Source organism: Limnohabitans sp., from assembly GCF_044361985.1.
In the GTDB taxonomy this organism is placed as follows: Bacteria; Pseudomonadota; Gammaproteobacteria; order Burkholderiales; family Burkholderiaceae_C; genus Limnohabitans_A.
On sequence record NZ_JBIKHV010000060.1, the window covers coordinates 1 to 15,469 of the forward strand.

A 15,469-nucleotide genomic window follows, 5' to 3' on the forward strand; every position below is an offset into this window, starting at 1 on the left:
TCCACAACCATACCGCCAGTCCTATCGCTATCAAAGCCGCCAAAATGAAGAGCACGCTTTCCTGCTTCTCCCCGACAAAATAATCCGTCAAGTCTTTCATCATGTGCATCTCTCCTGAGTTCATGTTCAATGCCTGTCAATGCCACTGGGCATCAATGCCCACCCGCCCCTGCCGATAGGCTGCAGGTGTGGTGCCGGTCCAGCTTCTGAACGCCCGGATGAAGGAGTTGCTTTCCTGGAAGCCCAGCAACCACGAAATTTCTCCGGCCGATATGTCGGTGCGGCTCAGGTAATGACGCGCCAGCTCATGCCGAACCTCACTGAGCAGTTCTTGAAACCCGACCGATTCCTCGGCCAATTGCCGCTGCAAGGAACGCTTGCTCATCGCCAGGCGCTGGGCCACGGTATCGATGCTACTGATGCCTGCGGGTAGCGTCTCCAGCAGCACCGCCCTGACCCGCTCGCGCAGTCCCGCTTGCGCGTCCAGCGCCGACAGTCGGCTGTTCAGTGCCGGCTCAAACGCCGCCCACATGGCCATGTTGTCGGTCAAAAAAGGTCGGCGTCCATCCTGCGCCGAAAACGCGATCTGGATCTGTTCAGAGGCACCCAGAGCGCAGCCCAGATAGGCTTTGTAGGGTGCAAGATTCAAGGGCAAATCTGGCACAGAGGCCGCCAAGGGCTCGACGCGCTCACGCGTACCCAGCCGGGCCAGTTGCGTGAAGAACACCAGCTCCGAGACACCCAAGCTGCGGGGAATCGGCTCGGCGCTCCCGTAGCAGCTGAGCGTGACCTGCGTGCGGTCTGCGCGGATGTCGACCCCCATGAGCAAGGGGCATATCAGGCGTTTGTAATGCGCCAGCCGCTGCAATGCGGTGTTCAGGTCGGGGCTGCACAAGCAGGCAAACAGGGCAGGGTCAAAGGCCTCCACCGACATGGCCTGCGCGAGTTTGAGGGCCAGCTCGTCGCTGCCTGCGGCCTGCTCCAGTCCGCGCCACAGGTCAAAGTACTGCTCAGGCGACAAACTCGCCCCCCCCGGCCGTGCAAACAGGTCACCCGGCAGCCGCGCCAGGCTCAGCACATCGGCGGGGGAGTATCCCATGTCCAGGATGAGCAGTTTCCAACCCATCTGCACGGCAAAGCGTGTGGCCTGTTTCACAGTAGGGGCCTTTCTGACGTGTCGTTAGGGTTTCGTTGGGTTGGGTTACTTGGCTTGGCTCATGATGGCCATGTCAAACAGGCGGTCCCCGAAGTATTTGCGGATGAACATCAGGGGCTTGGCCATTTTGCCGATGACGTAGCGGGTTTTCGGGCGGCTTGACCGCACAGCCTGCAGTATGGCATCGGCCACCACCGAAGGTGGCGAGGCCGCGCCCTGTTTGGCGTAAGTGCTGCGCATCGCCTTGGCCATGCCCTGCGCCATGGCTTGGTAAGGGCCTTGGCCCGAACGCTGCAGCATCGGCTCCAGCATCACGCCACCCCATTCGGTCGCAATGACGCCGGGCTCGATGATCACCACCTGGATGCCGAAGGGCGCCAATTCGATGCGCAAGCAATCGCTCCAGCCTTCCACCGCGTGCTTGGTGGCGTGGTACCACGAACCCAGGGGCGTGTACATCTTGCCGCCCATCGACGAGATGTTGATGACCTTACCCGCCCCTTGGCGGCGCATGTGCGGCAGCGCCAATTGCGTGAGTCGGGCCATGCCGAACAGGTTGACTTCAAACTGGTAACGGGCATCGGCCAGGCTCGAGTCTTCCATGGCGCCGTACATGCCAAAGCCCGCGTTGTTCACCAGCACATCGATGCCTCCATGGCCTTTTGTGATGGTTTGCACCGCCGAGACGATGTTGGCGTCCACCGAAATATCCATCTGCAGCGGTATGGCCCCCAGCGCACGCAAATCGTCCATTTGCGCCAATCGGCGCGCCGCAACGTAGACCGTCAGACCCTCTTGCAACAGCCGCTTGGCCGTCTCTTTGCCCATGCCGGACGATGCGCCAGTGACGAGCGCCACCTGTTTTTTGGGGGATGTGGATGCCATGAAAAATTCCGTTCGTGAATGTGTTTCGAGTGGTGTCATGGTCGCAGTTTGGATGCCACGCGTCACCATCGGATCACGCCAATGCGCATGCCGAAGATGCCAATTTGAATTACAACAGTCCCGCACACGAAAGAATTAAATGGGTGGTGCGCCCGTCCTTGTAGCTCTTAAACACCAGTCTGGCTGCATGGAAAAAGAAATTTGAAACCGCATTTAGCGACTGGATTGCGGCTCAAAACACCTGGGACGAAAAGCAAGGCATCCCAGGTGCAGACCTGCGCCCTTGGTAAACCGCGATGGCTCAGTTTGACGTTTATATGAACCCCAGTGAAAGCGCTGGACAAGGCATCCCTTTTTGGTCGTGGTGAACGGCCAAGGCCTGCGTGCTCTGGCACACTATTCAGCGCCCTTGCCCACTCGCAGTTTGCGACAACCAGTGGGCAACTTGGCACATCAAGCCAGCGTTTTGATCACAGCGATGGACGTGGTGGTTTCAGGCTTTTAGCCAGCGCACTCAGTGGCGATCGCGGCAGTCAGCCACGTCGAACGCCTCAACTGATGGCATGGGGGTCACAAGTCTTTCACGCCCAACGCAGGCACAAGCTGTCTAAACTGAGCCCATGATCCAAGGCCTCGTTCAACTCTTCATCTTCCAGGCGCTCGGCGAGCTGCTGTCCAGGTTCGCCCTGCCCTTCATTCCCGGCCCTGTGCTGGGCCTGCTTTTACTGCTAGCATTTTTGGGGCTGCGCGGCCACGTGCCCGCGTCCATGGACATGGTGGGCAGCGGCATCTTGCAGCACCTGGGGCTGTTGTTCATTCCTGCCTCGGTGGGTGTGGTGCTTTATCTGCCGGTGTTGAAGGCCAACGCCTGGGCCATCAGCGCGGCGCTGGTGCTGAGCGTGGTGGCCACGGTGGCAGTGACAGCGCTCTTGCTCAAAATGTTCGCCAAAAAGGACGGCGCGTCATGAACACCCCATTGCGCACGGAACTCCCCCCCATTTCAGAAATTTGGGTCTACCTCTCGGGCAGCCCCCTCTTGGCCTTGGTGCTGACGCTCAGCGCTTACCTGCTGGGCCTCACGCTGTACGAACGCAGCCAGCGCAACCCGCTGGCCAACCCGGTGCTGATTGCCGTGGTGCTGGTGTGCATCGGCATCAGCGTGATCGACATGCCGTATGCCCAATATTTTGAAGGTGCGCAGTTTGTGCACTTCTTGCTGGGCACAGCCACGGTGTCGCTGGCGATTCCCATTTACAAGGGTTTTGCCTCACTCAAGGGGCGCATGGGGCTTTTGCTGCTGTCGCTGCTGGCAGGCGGCATCACCTCGGTGCTGACCGCTGTGGGCATGGCGCGTTGGCTGGGGGTGGACGAATCGCTGGTGCGCGGGCTGGTGGCCAAGTCGGTGACCGCGCCCATTGCCATGGGCATTGCCGAACGTGTGCAAGCCTCGCCCACCCTGACCGCCATCTTTGCCGTCAGCACTGGCATTTTGGGCGCAGTGCTCGGCCGCTACGTGCTGGACGCCCTGCGCGTGACGGCCTGGTGGCAGCGCGGCTTTGCCCTGGGTGTGGCCGCGCACGGCATCGGCACCTCACGCGCTTTCAGCGTTAACGCCGAGGCTGGGGCCTACGCCAGCCTGGGCATGGGCTTGCACGGCATTGCAGGAGCAATGCTGATTCCTTATGCGGTGGCCTGGTGGTTTTAGAGACGGGATTTCGTACTGAGTCCGCCGCGTGACAGGGCCAGACAGGCTTCTTTTTATGATGAAGACCATGAACTACGCCCCCGCTGACCTCCTGACCTTTGCCGATCAACTTTTGCAAGCCGCGGGCTTGCCGCCGGACAAGGCCCATGCCGTGGCCGATGTGCTGCTGGAAGGCGACTTGCTCGGCCACACCACCCATGGCCTGGCGTTGTTGGCGCCCTATCTGGCCGAACTGGAAGCGGGCAAGATGCGCGCAGAGGGTCAGCCCCTTGTGGTGTCGGATCACCCGGCCGCAGTCACCTGGGATGGCCAGCGTCTGCCTGGCCCTTGGCTGGTGTTGCAAGCCATTGAACTGGCCACACAGCGCGCCCGGACGCAAGGCACCTGCACCGTGGTCATCCGGCGCAGCCACCACATTGCCTGTCTGGCGGCCTACCACCAGCGGGTCACAGAGCAAGGTTTGATGATGCTGTTGCATTGCTCTGACCCCAACACCGCCAGCATTGCCCCCTTTGGCGGGCTGGACCCGGTGTTCACGCCAAACCCCGTCTCGGTGGGCATTCCCACGTCGGGCTTGCCCGTGCTGATCGATGTGTCCACCTCGTCCACCACCAACGGCATGACGAACCGCTTGCAAAAAGAAGGCGGCTTGTTGCCCGCCGAGTGGGTGATGGATGGCCACGGAGATGCCAGCCGCGATCCGGCGGTCTTGTTCAACGAGCCCAAGGGCACGATCTTGCCACTGGGGGGCATGGATTCAGGGCACAAGGGCTATGGCCTGAGCTGGATGGTCGAGGCACTGACGGGCGGCCTGTCGGGGCATGGCCGCGCGGACGCCCCCGAAGGTTGGGGGGCCACTGTGTTTTTGCAGATCATCGATCCCCGCGCCTTTGCAGGCTTGTCCCATTTTCAGACGCAAATGGACGAGGTCTCGAGACAATGCCATGCCTCGCGGCCTGCACAAGCTGACCGATGGGTGCGGACACCGGGCGAAAGGGGCTTGAAGTTGAAGGCCGACAGCGCCAGCCAGGGCGTGGCCCTTTACCCGAACATCATGCCCATGCTCTTGCCTTGGGCTGAGAAGTTCAAGACCCCTGCACCTTCACCCTTGTAAAAAATCAACCCGGATCACAGGCGGCGCAGAGGCCGCGCGGGGCAGCACATAGGCCATGCACAGGCCGGAATACGCTGCAACGATGAAACGAAAACGTTTCGCGTCAAGCGGCAACAGCCGGTTTGCGCAACAGGCGCAAAAGCACGGGGGCAAACCACACCAGGGCCGTCAGAATGGCCAGACACAAGGCGATTGGGCGGGCCACAAAAGCCGTCAAATCACCATTGGATTTGATCATCGAGGTGATGAAGTTTTCTTCCAGCATGCCCCCCAGCACCACGCCCAGAATGGCCGGAGCTGTCGGAAACTTGTTGGCTTCAAGCAAGTAAGCCAGGATGCCGGCCACCAACATCACGCCCACCTGGAAAACAGAATTGTTGATGGCGAAAGTGCCCACCACGCAAAACAGCAAAATCATCGGCATCAGGATTTCACGGGGCACCTTGAGGATGCGCTTGGCTACCTTGATGCACAAAATGCCCAGCGGAATCATGATGATGTTGGCCACAATGAACAACAAGAACACCGCATAAATGTTCTGCGGGTTGGTGGTGAACAAGGTCGGCCCGGGATTCATGTTTTTCATGTACAGCACACCGATCACGATGGCTGTGATCGAGTCGCCCGGAATGCCAAACACCAGGGCTGGAATCCAGGCACCGGCCAGCGCACTGTTGTTGGCAGCGCCAGACTCCACAATGCCCTCCACATGGCCCGTGCCGAACTTCTCGGGCTCCTTGGAAAACTTCTTGCTCATCGCGTAAGACATCCAGGCAGCGATATCGGCGCCTGCACCAGGCAATGCGCCCACGGCTGTTCCCAGCACACTGCCACGCAATATTTGCTTGGGGTATTTTTTGGCCAGCGCCCACTGCCCCTTCAAGACACCGCCCACTTCTTCCACCACCAACTCTGCGGGTGGGCTGGTGTCCACCACGTAGCGGATGATCTCAGAGATGGCAAACATGCCGATCATCATGGCGATCATGCCAATGCCGCCCGACATCTCGGTGTTGCCGAAAGTAAAACGCGGAAAACCAGCCGGGTTACCCAAGCCGACGCAAGCCACCAGCAAGCCGATCAGCAACATCATCAGGCCCTTCACGGGCGCACCGGTTGAAATGAAGACAGCACAGGTCAGCCCCAGCAGCACCAACCAGAAATACTCGAACGAGCTGAAATTCAAGGCGAAGTCGGCCAAGGCAGGCGCCGCAACGATCAGCACCAAAGTGCCAAACAAGCCACCCACAGCCGAGAACACCAGGCCCGCGCCCAAGGCTTTCTCGGCTTGTCCTTTGCGCGTCATGGCATACGCTTCGTCGGTGTAGGCTGCCGATGCGGGTGTGCCGGGTATGCGCAACAGGCAGCCCGGAATATCGCCAGAAAAAATCGCCATGGCCGTGGCCGTGACCATGGCAGCCACAGCCGGAATGGGGGGCATGAAGAAGGTCACAGGCACCAGCAGCGCGGTGGCCATGGTGGCGGTCAGGCCAGGCACCGACCCCACAAACAAGCCATACAAGGAAGCGAGCACCATCACCATCAGGGTGTAGGGCTCGAACACCATCGAAAAAGCTTGGCCAACGGCTGTCCACATGGGATAAGACTCCTCAGACTGACAAAGTCATTTGGGTGAGAAACAGAAAGCGGAACAGGCCTTTAGCCAATTACCAGGCCAGAGGCGTCAGGACACCCCAGGGCAAGGGCACGCGCAAGAGTTTGTAAAAGGCAAAGTGCACCACCAAGGTGGCCACCACCGCCCAAAAGACGGCGCGGCGCCAAGGCACTTGCAGCGACCTGAACAGCGTGAACATCATGAGCACGGCGGTGATCAAAAAGCCCAAATCGTCTGCGACCACGATGTAGAAAACCACCGACCCGAGCAGTGCCACCAGCGCGCGGGTATGCCTTGGTGAGTTGACCCAGTCTTCCCACTCAAGCCATGGCCCATCTGCGCGGTCACGCCAGCCTTGCCAGACCAGCATGGCCCCCCCGATGCACATGCCCAGAGCGATCAGCCCCGGAAACAAGGCAGGGCCAACGGGCTGGCCCGGAATGTTGGGGTAATTGCGCACGGCAAAGAGCACCGTAGCACCCAAGGCCATGAGCAAGAGCCCCCAAAATGCGTCGTTGATTTTCATCGACCTGCTTACTTGACCAGACCCACGGCCTTCATGGTCACACCCATTTCGGCATCGGACTTGGCCATGAATTTGGCCATATCTTCAGGCCCACCATAAATCACGCCCAGGCCACGGCTGGTCATGAAGTCGTTGTAGTCTTTGCTGGCAACCGCCTTGCGCACGGCTTCGGCCAATTTGGCTTGAATCGGAGCGGGCAAACCTTTGGGCGCCAGCACACCACGCCATGCCGCCATGGTCCAGTTGCTGCCGGTTGCCGACTTTAGCGTAGGCACATTGGGGTACAGCGTGGAAGGCTTGTCGTTCATGATGGCCAGACTTTTCACCTTGCCTGCATCGATCAGAGAACGCGCTTCGGGCAGGGAAACAGGGGCCACTTCAACGCCACCCGCCACCATGTCTTGCAAGCCTGGCGCAGCGCCGTTGCTGGGCACCCAAGGCAGTGCAGCCGGATCGATTTTCTGGTCCAGCAAGAGCCCTGCAATGGCCAGGTGCCAGATGCCGCCCTGGCCTGTGCCCGAAGCCTTGAACTTGCCGGGGTTGGCCTTGATGGCAGCCAGCAATTCGTTCACGTTTTTGTAGGGCGAATCAGCTCTCACTTGGATACCCGCTGGGTCAGCATTGACCAAGCCAATGGGGGTGTAGGAGGCGCCGGTCAAAGGGGTCAGGCCCTGCCAGTGCATCATGCCGATCTCGACCGTGGCCAAACCGATGGTGTAACCGTCAGCGGGCGCTGCCGCGATGGCAGCATGACCCACCACCCCGCTGCCACCGGTGCGGTTCACCACCGTCACAGGTTGGCCCAGATCTTTTTCGAGCAAGCTGGCCACGATGCGGGCCACCGCGTCGGTGCCGCCACCAGCGCCCCAAGGAACGATCATGGTGATGGGGCGGGTGGGGTAATTCTGGGCTGCGGCAGGCAAGGCTGCGGCAAGACAAGCCAAACCAGCAACAGCACTGGCAACCAGCGTACGGCGTGAACGGATGAACATGGGAATTCCTTTTGATTTGTAAAGCCGGGACCAACTGGCACCCCGCAGCGTCAAAATTTATACCCATTCACCTTTCAGACCACTAGGGTCAACCATAGATTCAGTAACTCTGGCGACTTTCCTGTTGGCGCCAATCCGTCGTCAATCGATCTTGGCGCCGGCCTGAAACCAACGCCCCAACACAGCGCGATCGTCCTCGGTCAGGCCGGTGGCATTGCCCATGGGCATTTGCTTGGTCACCACCACCTGCTGGTACATGTTTTGCGCATGGGTCTTGATGGCTTGCGGACTGTCCAGCCGGACATTTTTCATTTGCACCTGCGCTCCGTGGCACGCCAGGCAGTGTTGGCCCACCAGGGTTTGCACTTGCGCAAATGTCACGGGCGCGGCGGGCACCGCCGTTGCAGCCACAGGGGCTGCCGGGCGCAAGGCCACGATCACACCCAAAATCAAGACCACACCGACCAATGCAAAAGGCCAGGGGTTGGCAGCACGGCCCAGGTGGAAGGCGTGCCGTTGCACAAAGAACTGGCGGATCAGGGCGCCGGCAAACATCATCATGAACAGCAAGACCCAGCGTTGCTCGTGCGAGTACAAAAAGCTGTAATGGTTGCTCAGCATCGCGAAGATGACGGGCAGCGTGAAGTAGGTGTTGTGCACGCTGCGCTGCTTGCCGCGCTTGCCATGAATGGCCAGGGCATTGGCATCGTAGGGCTCGCCACTGGTCATGGCCGCGACCACTTTGCGCTGGCCAGGGATGATCCAAAAGAACACATTGGCGCTCATGGCCGTGGCGATCATGGCACCGACCAGCAAGAAGGCTGCGCGGCCTGCGAACAATTGGTTGGCCAACCAGGCGACAAAAGCCACCACCACAATCATCAAGCCCGCAACGATCAGTTCACCGTTTTTGCGGAAACCGAAAACGCGGCAAATGGTGTCGTATACCAACCAAAAGGCCACCAGAAGACCAACGGCCGCTGACCCCGCCATCACGGGTGTCCAGTCCATCAGGGATTTGTCGATCAGGAAGGTGCCCGCGTTGTAAAGGTAGAGCACCGTAAAAAGCGCAAAGCCAGTCAGCCAGGTGGAATAGGCTTCCCAATAAAACCAGTGCAATTTGGTGTGGATTTTCTGGGGCGCCACCATGTATTTTTGGGGGTTGTAAAACCCGCCACCGTGCACGGCCCACATGGCACCACCCACACCTTTTTCCAGCAAATCAGGCGAATTGGGTTTTTGTAAATTGTTGTCAAGAAAGACAAAGTAAAACGAGGAGCCAATCCAGGCGATGGCGGTGATGACATGCACCCAGCGCAGCAATAAATTGGCCCATTCCAACAGATACGTTTCCATGAAAAATCTCCAACCAGCTCACCACCGCGGGCCCTGTGAGCGGGTATTCGGTCGCGAACATGAACCAGAGGTTCTTGCGCCGCTGCGACCAGTGCACCGAAGTGTATACAGTTTATCCGTTTGAATCCAGCGCTTAGCAGGCTTCCACATCAGGGGAAACCATGATCATCCGTCAAAGCGTCTGCAAAAGTTGTGCTGCCACGGCCACGGCAATGACTTCGGGCTCTTTGCCCGAGATGCCCTGCACGCCAATTGGACAAGTGATTTGGGAAATTTCTGTTTGACTAAAGCCACGGGCCTCCAGCCGGTGCCTGAAGGTGGCCCATTTGGTCTGGCTTCCAATCAGCCCCACAAAGGGCAAATCGGCTTTGTCGCGCAAGCGTTGCAGACACGCCACCACGATGTCCAGGTCTTCGGCATGGCTGAAGCTCATGATCAGCACCCGGCTGCCCGGGGCCAGATCGTGCACCGCTGCCTGCACCGGGTTGGAGTGTTCACAGGCCACGCCAGCAGGCACATCGGCCGGGAAAATTTCATCGCGGCTGTCAATCCAGCGCACGGCAAAAGGCAATGGCGCTAGGCAGCGCACCAGCGCCTTGCCGACATGCCCGCCCCCAAACAGCACCAATGGGGTGCGCGATGGCGTTAGCTGGAGGCGCAGTCGCGGCAAGTCGTTGGCGTCCACTTTTTCAAAGGACAACTCCAGCGCGCCGCCGCAGCACTGCCCCAAGCTGGGGCCCAACACCTGGCGCAATGTCGCGGGCGCGGCATGCCCTGCCAACATTTGCCGGGCATGGGCCGTGGCCTGAAACTCCAGGTGACCCCCGCCGACCGTGCCCTCCTCGCCTTGGGCAAAGACCAGCATGCGCGTACCAGCCTCTCTGGGAACAGACCCTTGGGTGGCCAGCACGGTGACCACCACCGCGTTTTCGGTGTTCAGCCGCTTCAGGGCTTGCTCAATCCAGTTCACTCTTGTTGTCCATTCAAAGTTGGGTACTCGAACATGTTTGTCCTTCGGGGGCAGTCGGTGCCACAATCACGCACCAGCGCAGAGTATGCCAAGGACAAAGGCTTGCCATGAACAAACGTTTGCACCCGATTCAAAACGCAATGACCCGCAGTTTGCTGGGCTTGGGCGTTGCCACCTTGTGTTTTTTAAGCGGATGCAGCACGCCACCGCCTGCGGTACAAACCCCGCCGCCACTGCCACCACCGCCCCCTGCGGTCAAGGTGCCACAAAGCGTCATCGTGCCCTCTGCCCCGTCGGGCCCCACCTCAGCGGCGCGCACCAGCAAAGAGTACCGCAAGGACGCTGCAGGGCATTTGTACGGCTTGCATGCGCACCGCATCTACAAGGGCCGGATGCCACCGCTTTTGGAGGCGGTGGGCGTGCTGAATGTAGACATCGACCAGAAAGGCTCGGTGAAAGCCGTTAACTGGATGCGTGCCCCCAAGCATGTGCCGCATGTCATGGCCGAAATCGAGCGCATGGTCAAAGCTTCAGCGCCGTACCCCGTTCCCAAGCACCTGAGCCAAGTCACCTACACAGATGTTTGGCTTTGGCACAAGAGCGGCAAGTTCCAGCTCGACACCCTGACCGAGGGCCAGGACTGAGCAATCGCGAGGCCATCTGCCAGGCCATCTTCTAGGCTTAAGGCCAGCTTCAAGCCGTATGCACCTGCTCGTGCGCCGCGCCGGGCAACAAAGTCAAAATCAGGGCGGTGGTGAGCGAAAAACCGGCCAACAACAACAGCGACGGGCCAAAGCCCATGGCCTTGACCACCGGCCCCAAGGCCCAGACCGACAAAGAGCTCACCGCAAAAGACACGCCCAAGCGCATGCCCGAGACACGTGAGCGCAAGCGGTCATCCACGTAACGGGCAATCATAAAGTCGGTGAAGGGTATCGCCCCGAAGATGAACACCATCACCCCGGTCAAGGCGATCAACAGCCACCAACCCTGCGCCTGCGATGCCAGCACCAGCATGGGGATCTGGGCCATCACCATGAACATGAAAAAACGCTTCAGGGGAAAGCGGTTGATCAGGTGCCCCACTACCACCTGGGCCAACGAAGCCACGGCATACACCAGGGCCAGCAAGAAGCCCAAAGAGACCGGGTCATCCACCACGCCTTGGAAGCGCTCGACCAACAAAAGGCCGTTGCCGTTGGTGGTGAAGTTGAACAAAACGCTGCTGGTGATGGCCGCCGCCGTCATCACCACCAAAGCCCGGGCCAGCAGAGGCGCAGACAGACTCACTTTGGCCCCCCCCTTGCGTTTGGCAGGGGCAGAAACTTCTTGCGGGCATGCGCGGGCAAACACCCAGCCACACACCATCGCCGCCACGCCCGGCACCACAAAAGCGGCGCGCCAACCCAACCACTGAATCAGAAAACCTGTGATCAAGGCTGCCACCGCCACACCCAGATTACCCGCCAGACCATTGAAGCCAATCGTGGCACCCGGGTTGGCAGAACGCTCCAGCAACATGGGAATGCCCACCGGGTGGTAAATGGAAGCGAACAGCCCGAGCAAGCTCAGGCTCAAGGCCAATTGCCACACCGATTGCGCGCAGGCTGTCAGGATCGATGCCGCACCCATGCCAAAAAAGAAAACCAGCATCATGCTGCGGCGGCCCCACAGGTCGCCCAGTCGCCCCGCTGGCAAAGAGCCCAGACCAAACATGAAAAATGCACCCGCGCCATAGGGCATGAGGTCTTGCCATTGGGTCAGGCCCATGTCGGCTGCAATCGAGCTCACTGCCGCAGCAAAAATCAACAAGAACAAATGGTCCAGCGCATGTGCGGTGTTGAGCAAACCCCTGACCACGCGGGGATGATCCGCAGGCGCTTCGGGCTGGGGGGCGGTTGAAATGTGAGGATTGGGCATGGGCTGTTCAGGCGATGGCATCAAGACACGAGCGTCTTGGTCACCATGCGTTGGCACTGTGCGCTAAAGGGCACTTTGGCGCTGTCGCTTTGGTCACAGGGGCGCATTGGCCGGGGCGTTCTTGTCCCAGATGTGCTGTCGCCAGTAAACCGCCATGGCCCCCGTGAGCAGCAGCCCCAAGGCCGAATACAAACCCGCCGTAGCGGTGTAGCCAAAGCGCTCTATCAACGGGCCGGACAACAGCAAGCCCAAAGGCAAACCCCAGATGGCGAGCATGCGCATGCCCATCACCCGACCCCGGTAGGCCGGCTCCGTCACGCGCAACATGACAGCCGCCAGGGGCGTCATGCTCAGGCTTTGCGCCAAGCCCGCGACCCAGAGCAAGGCCATGCCCACATACAAGTGGGTGCTGAAGGCGAACATCACATCCACCAAAAACCACACCGCGCCAGCCACCACCATGGTTTGTGCAGCGCGAAATTGATAACGGTGAGAACTCAGCACCACCGAACCCACCAGCCCACCAAAGGCGAAACTGGCGCCCAGCCATCCCAAGCCCGCCTGGTTGGTCAGGTAAATATTTTTGGCTACATAGGGCAGCAAGCCCAAGGAAAAAGGAAAGGCCAGCAGGTTGACCAGAAAGGCCAAGGCCATGGCCGCCATGAGCACAGGGCGGGACCACACGTAACCAAAAGCCAGCTGCAAGTCACGCACGGGCGAAACACGTGCAACGGCATGCGCAGGCGTCTGCCTGTTGTCGGACACCCCCCTGGACAACACAAAACTGGACGCATACAGCAAAGTAATGAGCGCATAGGCCCAAGTCATGCCGAGCCAGGCCACCACGCCGGCACCGGCCAAAGCGCCCGCGATGCGGGCCGAATCCGAAGTGATGCGCGAGATGCCGAGGGCGCCCAGCAAATGCCGTGGCGGCAAAGTCTGCGCAATCAAGGCGTTGCGCATCATCATGTCGGAAGGCCGCAGCACACCGGCCAAGGCGGCCATCAACAACACAGTCAAAGGCGTCAGCGCATTGAGCCAGGCCAACAGCATGAAGCAGGCCGCCAAAGCCGCGTAAAGGGCGCGCGAAAGGTACAACATGCGCCGGTAGCCGAAACGGTCGCCCACCACGCCAAACAGGGGCGACACCAAAGCGCCCAGATACTGCAAGGAAGCAAAGACCACCAGCATCATGACCGAGCCCGACTCGACCAGAATGAACCAACCCAGCACGATGGACTCCATCTCGAAAGCCCACGACGTGGCCAGATCGGCGGGCCACTGAAAACGGAAACTTCGGACGCGGAACGGATCGCGCCAGTGCATGGCGGGCAGGGCTTCAGCGGCAGAAGGTTTCACAGGCGCAACATCACGCACCCGGGTGGGCAACTCCGCTGCACATGAACCTCATGCCGGTCAGGCATGCCACTGTGTCTGCATGGATTCAGTCCTGATCATGGTCAAGAGGCCGCGGCACTGACTGCGAGCGGGAAGAAGAGGTGGAAGCGTGCGAGGGTGCTGAAACAGGCTCAGGCATAAAGCACATCTTCTCGCCATCCCAGCGCTGACCACACCAGCAAAGGCCTTCGGCGTTGATGATGCATGTGCCAGTGCCGCAGCACCTTGGATCGTTTGACATGGGGCCTGCTCCTGAAATCTGAGGTTGTATGGGGTGCAGGATGCCTGAAAACGCTTCAGACACCCTGCCGGCATCTTTACAGCCCTGCAGTGGCCTTGGCTTTTTCGCAGGCCATCAAGATGCGCTCGGGCGTGGCTGGGGCATCCATGTGCACCACGGCTTGGTGGTTGGCACTGGCGGCGACCGCATCGCGCAAGGCGAAGAAAGCCGACAAGCCCAACATCAAAGGGGGCTCGCCCGTGGCTTTGCTGTTGAACGGCGTGGGCTTGAGGTTGATGTTGTCGAACAAAGACACTTTGAAGTGTTCAGGCACATCACCCGCCACCGGGATTTTGTAGGTGCTCGGCCCATGTGTCAGCAGCTTGCCTTTTTTGTCCCAGATGCACTCTTCCATCGTGAGCCAGCCCATGCCTTGCACATAAGCACCTTCGATCTGGCCTTTGTCAAGCGCCGGGTTGATGCTGCGACCCACGTCGTGCACGATGTCCACGGCTTTCAGCCACCACTCGCCGGTGCGGGTGTCGATTTCCACTTCGCTCACGGCGGCACCGTAGCAGTAGTAATAAAAAGCACGACCGCTCAGGGTGGTGAAGTCGTATTTGATTTCGGGCGTCATGTAGAAGCCGGTGACGCTCAGGCCCACGCGGTCGAGCCAGGCTTGCTTGGTCACATCAGCCCACTTGACGGACTTGCCACCGCCGTGCAGTTGGCTGTTGGAAAAACTCACCTCTTCCGGCTGGCAACCGAGCATGCGGGCCGCCACGGGTTTCAGGCGCTCGCGCATCTGGGCGGTGGCATTCATGATGGCCGCGCCATTGATGTCGGCACCGCTGGATGCCGAGGTAGCCGATGCATTGGGCACTTTCTGCGAGTCGGTCGCCGTGATGCGCACTTTGTCGACGCCAATGCCCAGACCATCGGCACACACCTGTGCCATCTTGGTGTTCAGGCCCTGGCCCATTTCGGTGCCGCCGTGGTTGCAACTGACCGAGCCGTCCATGTAAATCACCAACAAAGCGCCGCCTTGGTTCAAGTGGGTGGCAGTAAAGCTGATGCCGAACTTGAGCGGCACCAAGGCCAAACCGCGCTTGCGGCTTTTGCTTTGGGCGTTGAAGGCCTGCACAGCAGCGCGGCGCTCAGCGTACTGGGACTCCTGCTCCACTTGGTCGATCACCTTGTCAGCCACCCAGTCTTCAATCAGTTGCTTGTACTGGGTGGTCATGGTGTCGGGGTTGCCACTGATGGCCGGGTCTTTATAGAGGTTGAGCTTGCGCACTTCCAATGGGTCTTTGCCCAAGGTCATCGCAATTTCGTCCATCACGGTTTCGATGCCGAACATGCCTTGCGGACCGCCAAAGCCACGGAACGCGGTGGCGCTTTGCGTATTGGTTTTGCACCGGTGGCTGATCAGCTTGAGCGTGGGCAGGTGGTAGGTGTTGTCGATGTGCAAACAAGCGCGGTCGTTCACCGGGCCGGAGTAATCGGTGCTGTAACCGCAGCGCGACATGAGCGTGATGTTGGCGCCCAAAACGCGGCCGTTGTCGTCAAAGCCCACTTCGTAGTCGATGCGGAAATCGTGGCGCTTGCCGGT

At 60.0% G+C, this 15,469-nt stretch carries 14 protein-coding genes; 4 read left to right on the plus strand and 10 right to left on the minus strand.

The window, feature by feature from the left end:
* Positions 1-136: 136 nt before the first annotated feature.
* Both ACIQ3A_RS10505 and ACIQ3A_RS10510 read right to left on the minus strand, forming a co-directional pair.
* Positions 137-1,156: an AraC family transcriptional regulator ligand-binding domain-containing protein gene (locus tag ACIQ3A_RS10505; protein WP_396431692.1), complete on the minus strand. Its 1,020-nt coding sequence runs from the start codon at positions 1,154-1,156 to the stop codon at positions 137-139.
* 45 nt (positions 1,157-1,201) lie between these two features.
* Positions 1,202-2,041 (minus strand): oxidoreductase, encoded by an 840-nt coding sequence (locus ACIQ3A_RS10510; RefSeq protein ID WP_396431693.1) that lies wholly within the window; start codon positions 2,039-2,041, stop codon positions 1,202-1,204.
* A gap of 620 nt (positions 2,042-2,661) precedes the next feature.
* Here ACIQ3A_RS10510 and ACIQ3A_RS10515 point away from each other — a divergent pair.
* The 3 genes from ACIQ3A_RS10515 to ACIQ3A_RS10525 all read left to right on the plus strand — a co-directional run bounded on the left by ACIQ3A_RS10515 (position 2,662) and on the right by ACIQ3A_RS10525 (position 4,860).
* A complete protein-coding gene (locus ACIQ3A_RS10515) occupies positions 2,662-3,009 on the plus strand; it encodes a CidA/LrgA family protein (protein WP_396431694.1) in 348 nt (115 codons plus the stop codon).
* On the plus strand, positions 3,006-3,746 hold the full coding sequence (locus ACIQ3A_RS10520) for an LrgB family protein (protein WP_396431695.1): 741 nt from the start codon (positions 3,006-3,008) through the stop codon (positions 3,744-3,746). The genes ACIQ3A_RS10515 and ACIQ3A_RS10520 overlap by 4 nt, the downstream gene beginning before the upstream one ends.
* A 67-nt stretch (positions 3,747-3,813) precedes the next feature.
* Positions 3,814-4,860: an Ldh family oxidoreductase gene (locus ACIQ3A_RS10525; RefSeq protein ID WP_396431696.1), complete on the plus strand. Its 1,047-nt coding sequence runs from the start codon at positions 3,814-3,816 to the stop codon at positions 4,858-4,860.
* A gap of 103 nt (positions 4,861-4,963) precedes the next feature.
* Here ACIQ3A_RS10525 and ACIQ3A_RS10530 read toward each other — a convergent pair whose 3' ends face one another.
* From ACIQ3A_RS10530 to xdhC, 5 genes are all read right to left on the minus strand, one after another.
* Positions 4,964-6,457 carry a tripartite tricarboxylate transporter permease gene (locus ACIQ3A_RS10530; RefSeq protein WP_396431697.1) on the minus strand — a complete coding sequence of 498 codons (1,494 nt, stop codon included), beginning with the start codon at positions 6,455-6,457 and terminating at the stop codon, positions 4,964-4,966.
* Between the two features lie 70 nt (positions 6,458-6,527).
* Complete coding sequence (locus ACIQ3A_RS10535) at positions 6,528-7,001, minus strand: tripartite tricarboxylate transporter TctB family protein (protein WP_396431698.1); 474 nt, start codon at positions 6,999-7,001, stop codon at positions 6,528-6,530.
* An 8-nt stretch (positions 7,002-7,009) separates the two neighbouring features.
* Positions 7,010-7,993 carry a tripartite tricarboxylate transporter substrate binding protein gene (locus ACIQ3A_RS10540; protein WP_396431699.1) on the minus strand — a complete coding sequence of 328 codons (984 nt, stop codon included), beginning with the start codon at positions 7,991-7,993 and terminating at the stop codon, positions 7,010-7,012.
* A 141-nt stretch (positions 7,994-8,134) separates the two neighbouring features.
* Positions 8,135-9,349, minus strand: a complete 1,215-nt coding sequence (locus ACIQ3A_RS10545) for a urate hydroxylase PuuD (protein ID WP_396431700.1) — start codon at positions 9,347-9,349, stop codon at positions 8,135-8,137.
* Between the two features lie 172 nt (positions 9,350-9,521).
* Complete coding sequence (gene xdhC / locus ACIQ3A_RS10550; protein ID WP_396431701.1) at positions 9,522-10,319, minus strand: xanthine dehydrogenase accessory protein XdhC; 798 nt, start codon at positions 10,317-10,319, stop codon at positions 9,522-9,524.
* Between the two features lie 107 nt (positions 10,320-10,426).
* Between xdhC and ACIQ3A_RS10555 the strand changes: the two genes are divergently transcribed.
* On the plus strand, positions 10,427-10,963 hold the full coding sequence (locus ACIQ3A_RS10555) for a hypothetical protein (RefSeq protein ID WP_396431702.1): 537 nt from the start codon (positions 10,427-10,429) through the stop codon (positions 10,961-10,963).
* Between the two features lie 49 nt (positions 10,964-11,012).
* Here ACIQ3A_RS10555 and ACIQ3A_RS10560 read toward each other — a convergent pair whose 3' ends face one another.
* The 3 genes from ACIQ3A_RS10560 to ACIQ3A_RS10570 form a co-directional block, all read right to left on the minus strand.
* Positions 11,013-12,239: an MFS transporter gene (locus ACIQ3A_RS10560; protein ID WP_396431703.1), complete on the minus strand. Its 1,227-nt coding sequence runs from the start codon at positions 12,237-12,239 to the stop codon at positions 11,013-11,015.
* A 93-nt stretch (positions 12,240-12,332) separates the two neighbouring features.
* Complete coding sequence (locus ACIQ3A_RS10565; protein ID WP_396431704.1) at positions 12,333-13,598, minus strand: MFS transporter; 1,266 nt, start codon at positions 13,596-13,598, stop codon at positions 12,333-12,335.
* A gap of 356 nt (positions 13,599-13,954) precedes the next feature.
* On the minus strand, positions 13,955-15,469 hold a 1,515-nt coding region (locus ACIQ3A_RS10570), incomplete at its 5' end, for a molybdopterin cofactor-binding domain-containing protein (protein ID WP_396431705.1).

Excerpts from the sequence above, each read along its gene's own strand:
- ACIQ3A_RS10540 (WP_396431699.1), bottom strand. The coding sequence starts at position 7,993 with ATGTTCATCCGTTCACGCCGTACGCTGGTTGCCAGTGCTGTTGCTGGT.
- ACIQ3A_RS10545 (WP_396431700.1), bottom strand. The coding sequence starts at position 9,349 with ATGGAAACGTATCTGTTGGAATGGGCCAATTTATTGCTGCGCTGGGTG.
- ACIQ3A_RS10530 (WP_396431697.1), bottom strand. The coding sequence starts at position 6,457 with ATGTGGACAGCCGTTGGCCAAGCTTTTTCGATGGTGTTCGAGCCCTAC.
- ACIQ3A_RS10535 (WP_396431698.1), bottom strand. The coding sequence starts at position 7,001 with ATGAAAATCAACGACGCATTTTGGGGGCTCTTGCTCATGGCCTTGGGT.
- ACIQ3A_RS10520 (WP_396431695.1), top strand. The coding sequence starts at position 3,006 with ATGAACACCCCATTGCGCACGGAACTCCCCCCCATTTCAGAAATTTGG.
- ACIQ3A_RS10560 (WP_396431703.1), bottom strand. The coding sequence starts at position 12,239 with ATGCCCAATCCTCACATTTCAACCGCCCCCCAGCCCGAAGCGCCTGCG.
- ACIQ3A_RS10555 (WP_396431702.1), top strand. The coding sequence starts at position 10,427 with ATGAACAAACGTTTGCACCCGATTCAAAACGCAATGACCCGCAGTTTG.
- ACIQ3A_RS10525 (WP_396431696.1), top strand. The coding sequence starts at position 3,814 with ATGAACTACGCCCCCGCTGACCTCCTGACCTTTGCCGATCAACTTTTG.
- ACIQ3A_RS10510 (WP_396431693.1), bottom strand. The coding sequence starts at position 2,041 with ATGGCATCCACATCCCCCAAAAAACAGGTGGCGCTCGTCACTGGCGCA.
- ACIQ3A_RS10515 (WP_396431694.1), top strand. The coding sequence starts at position 2,662 with ATGATCCAAGGCCTCGTTCAACTCTTCATCTTCCAGGCGCTCGGCGAG.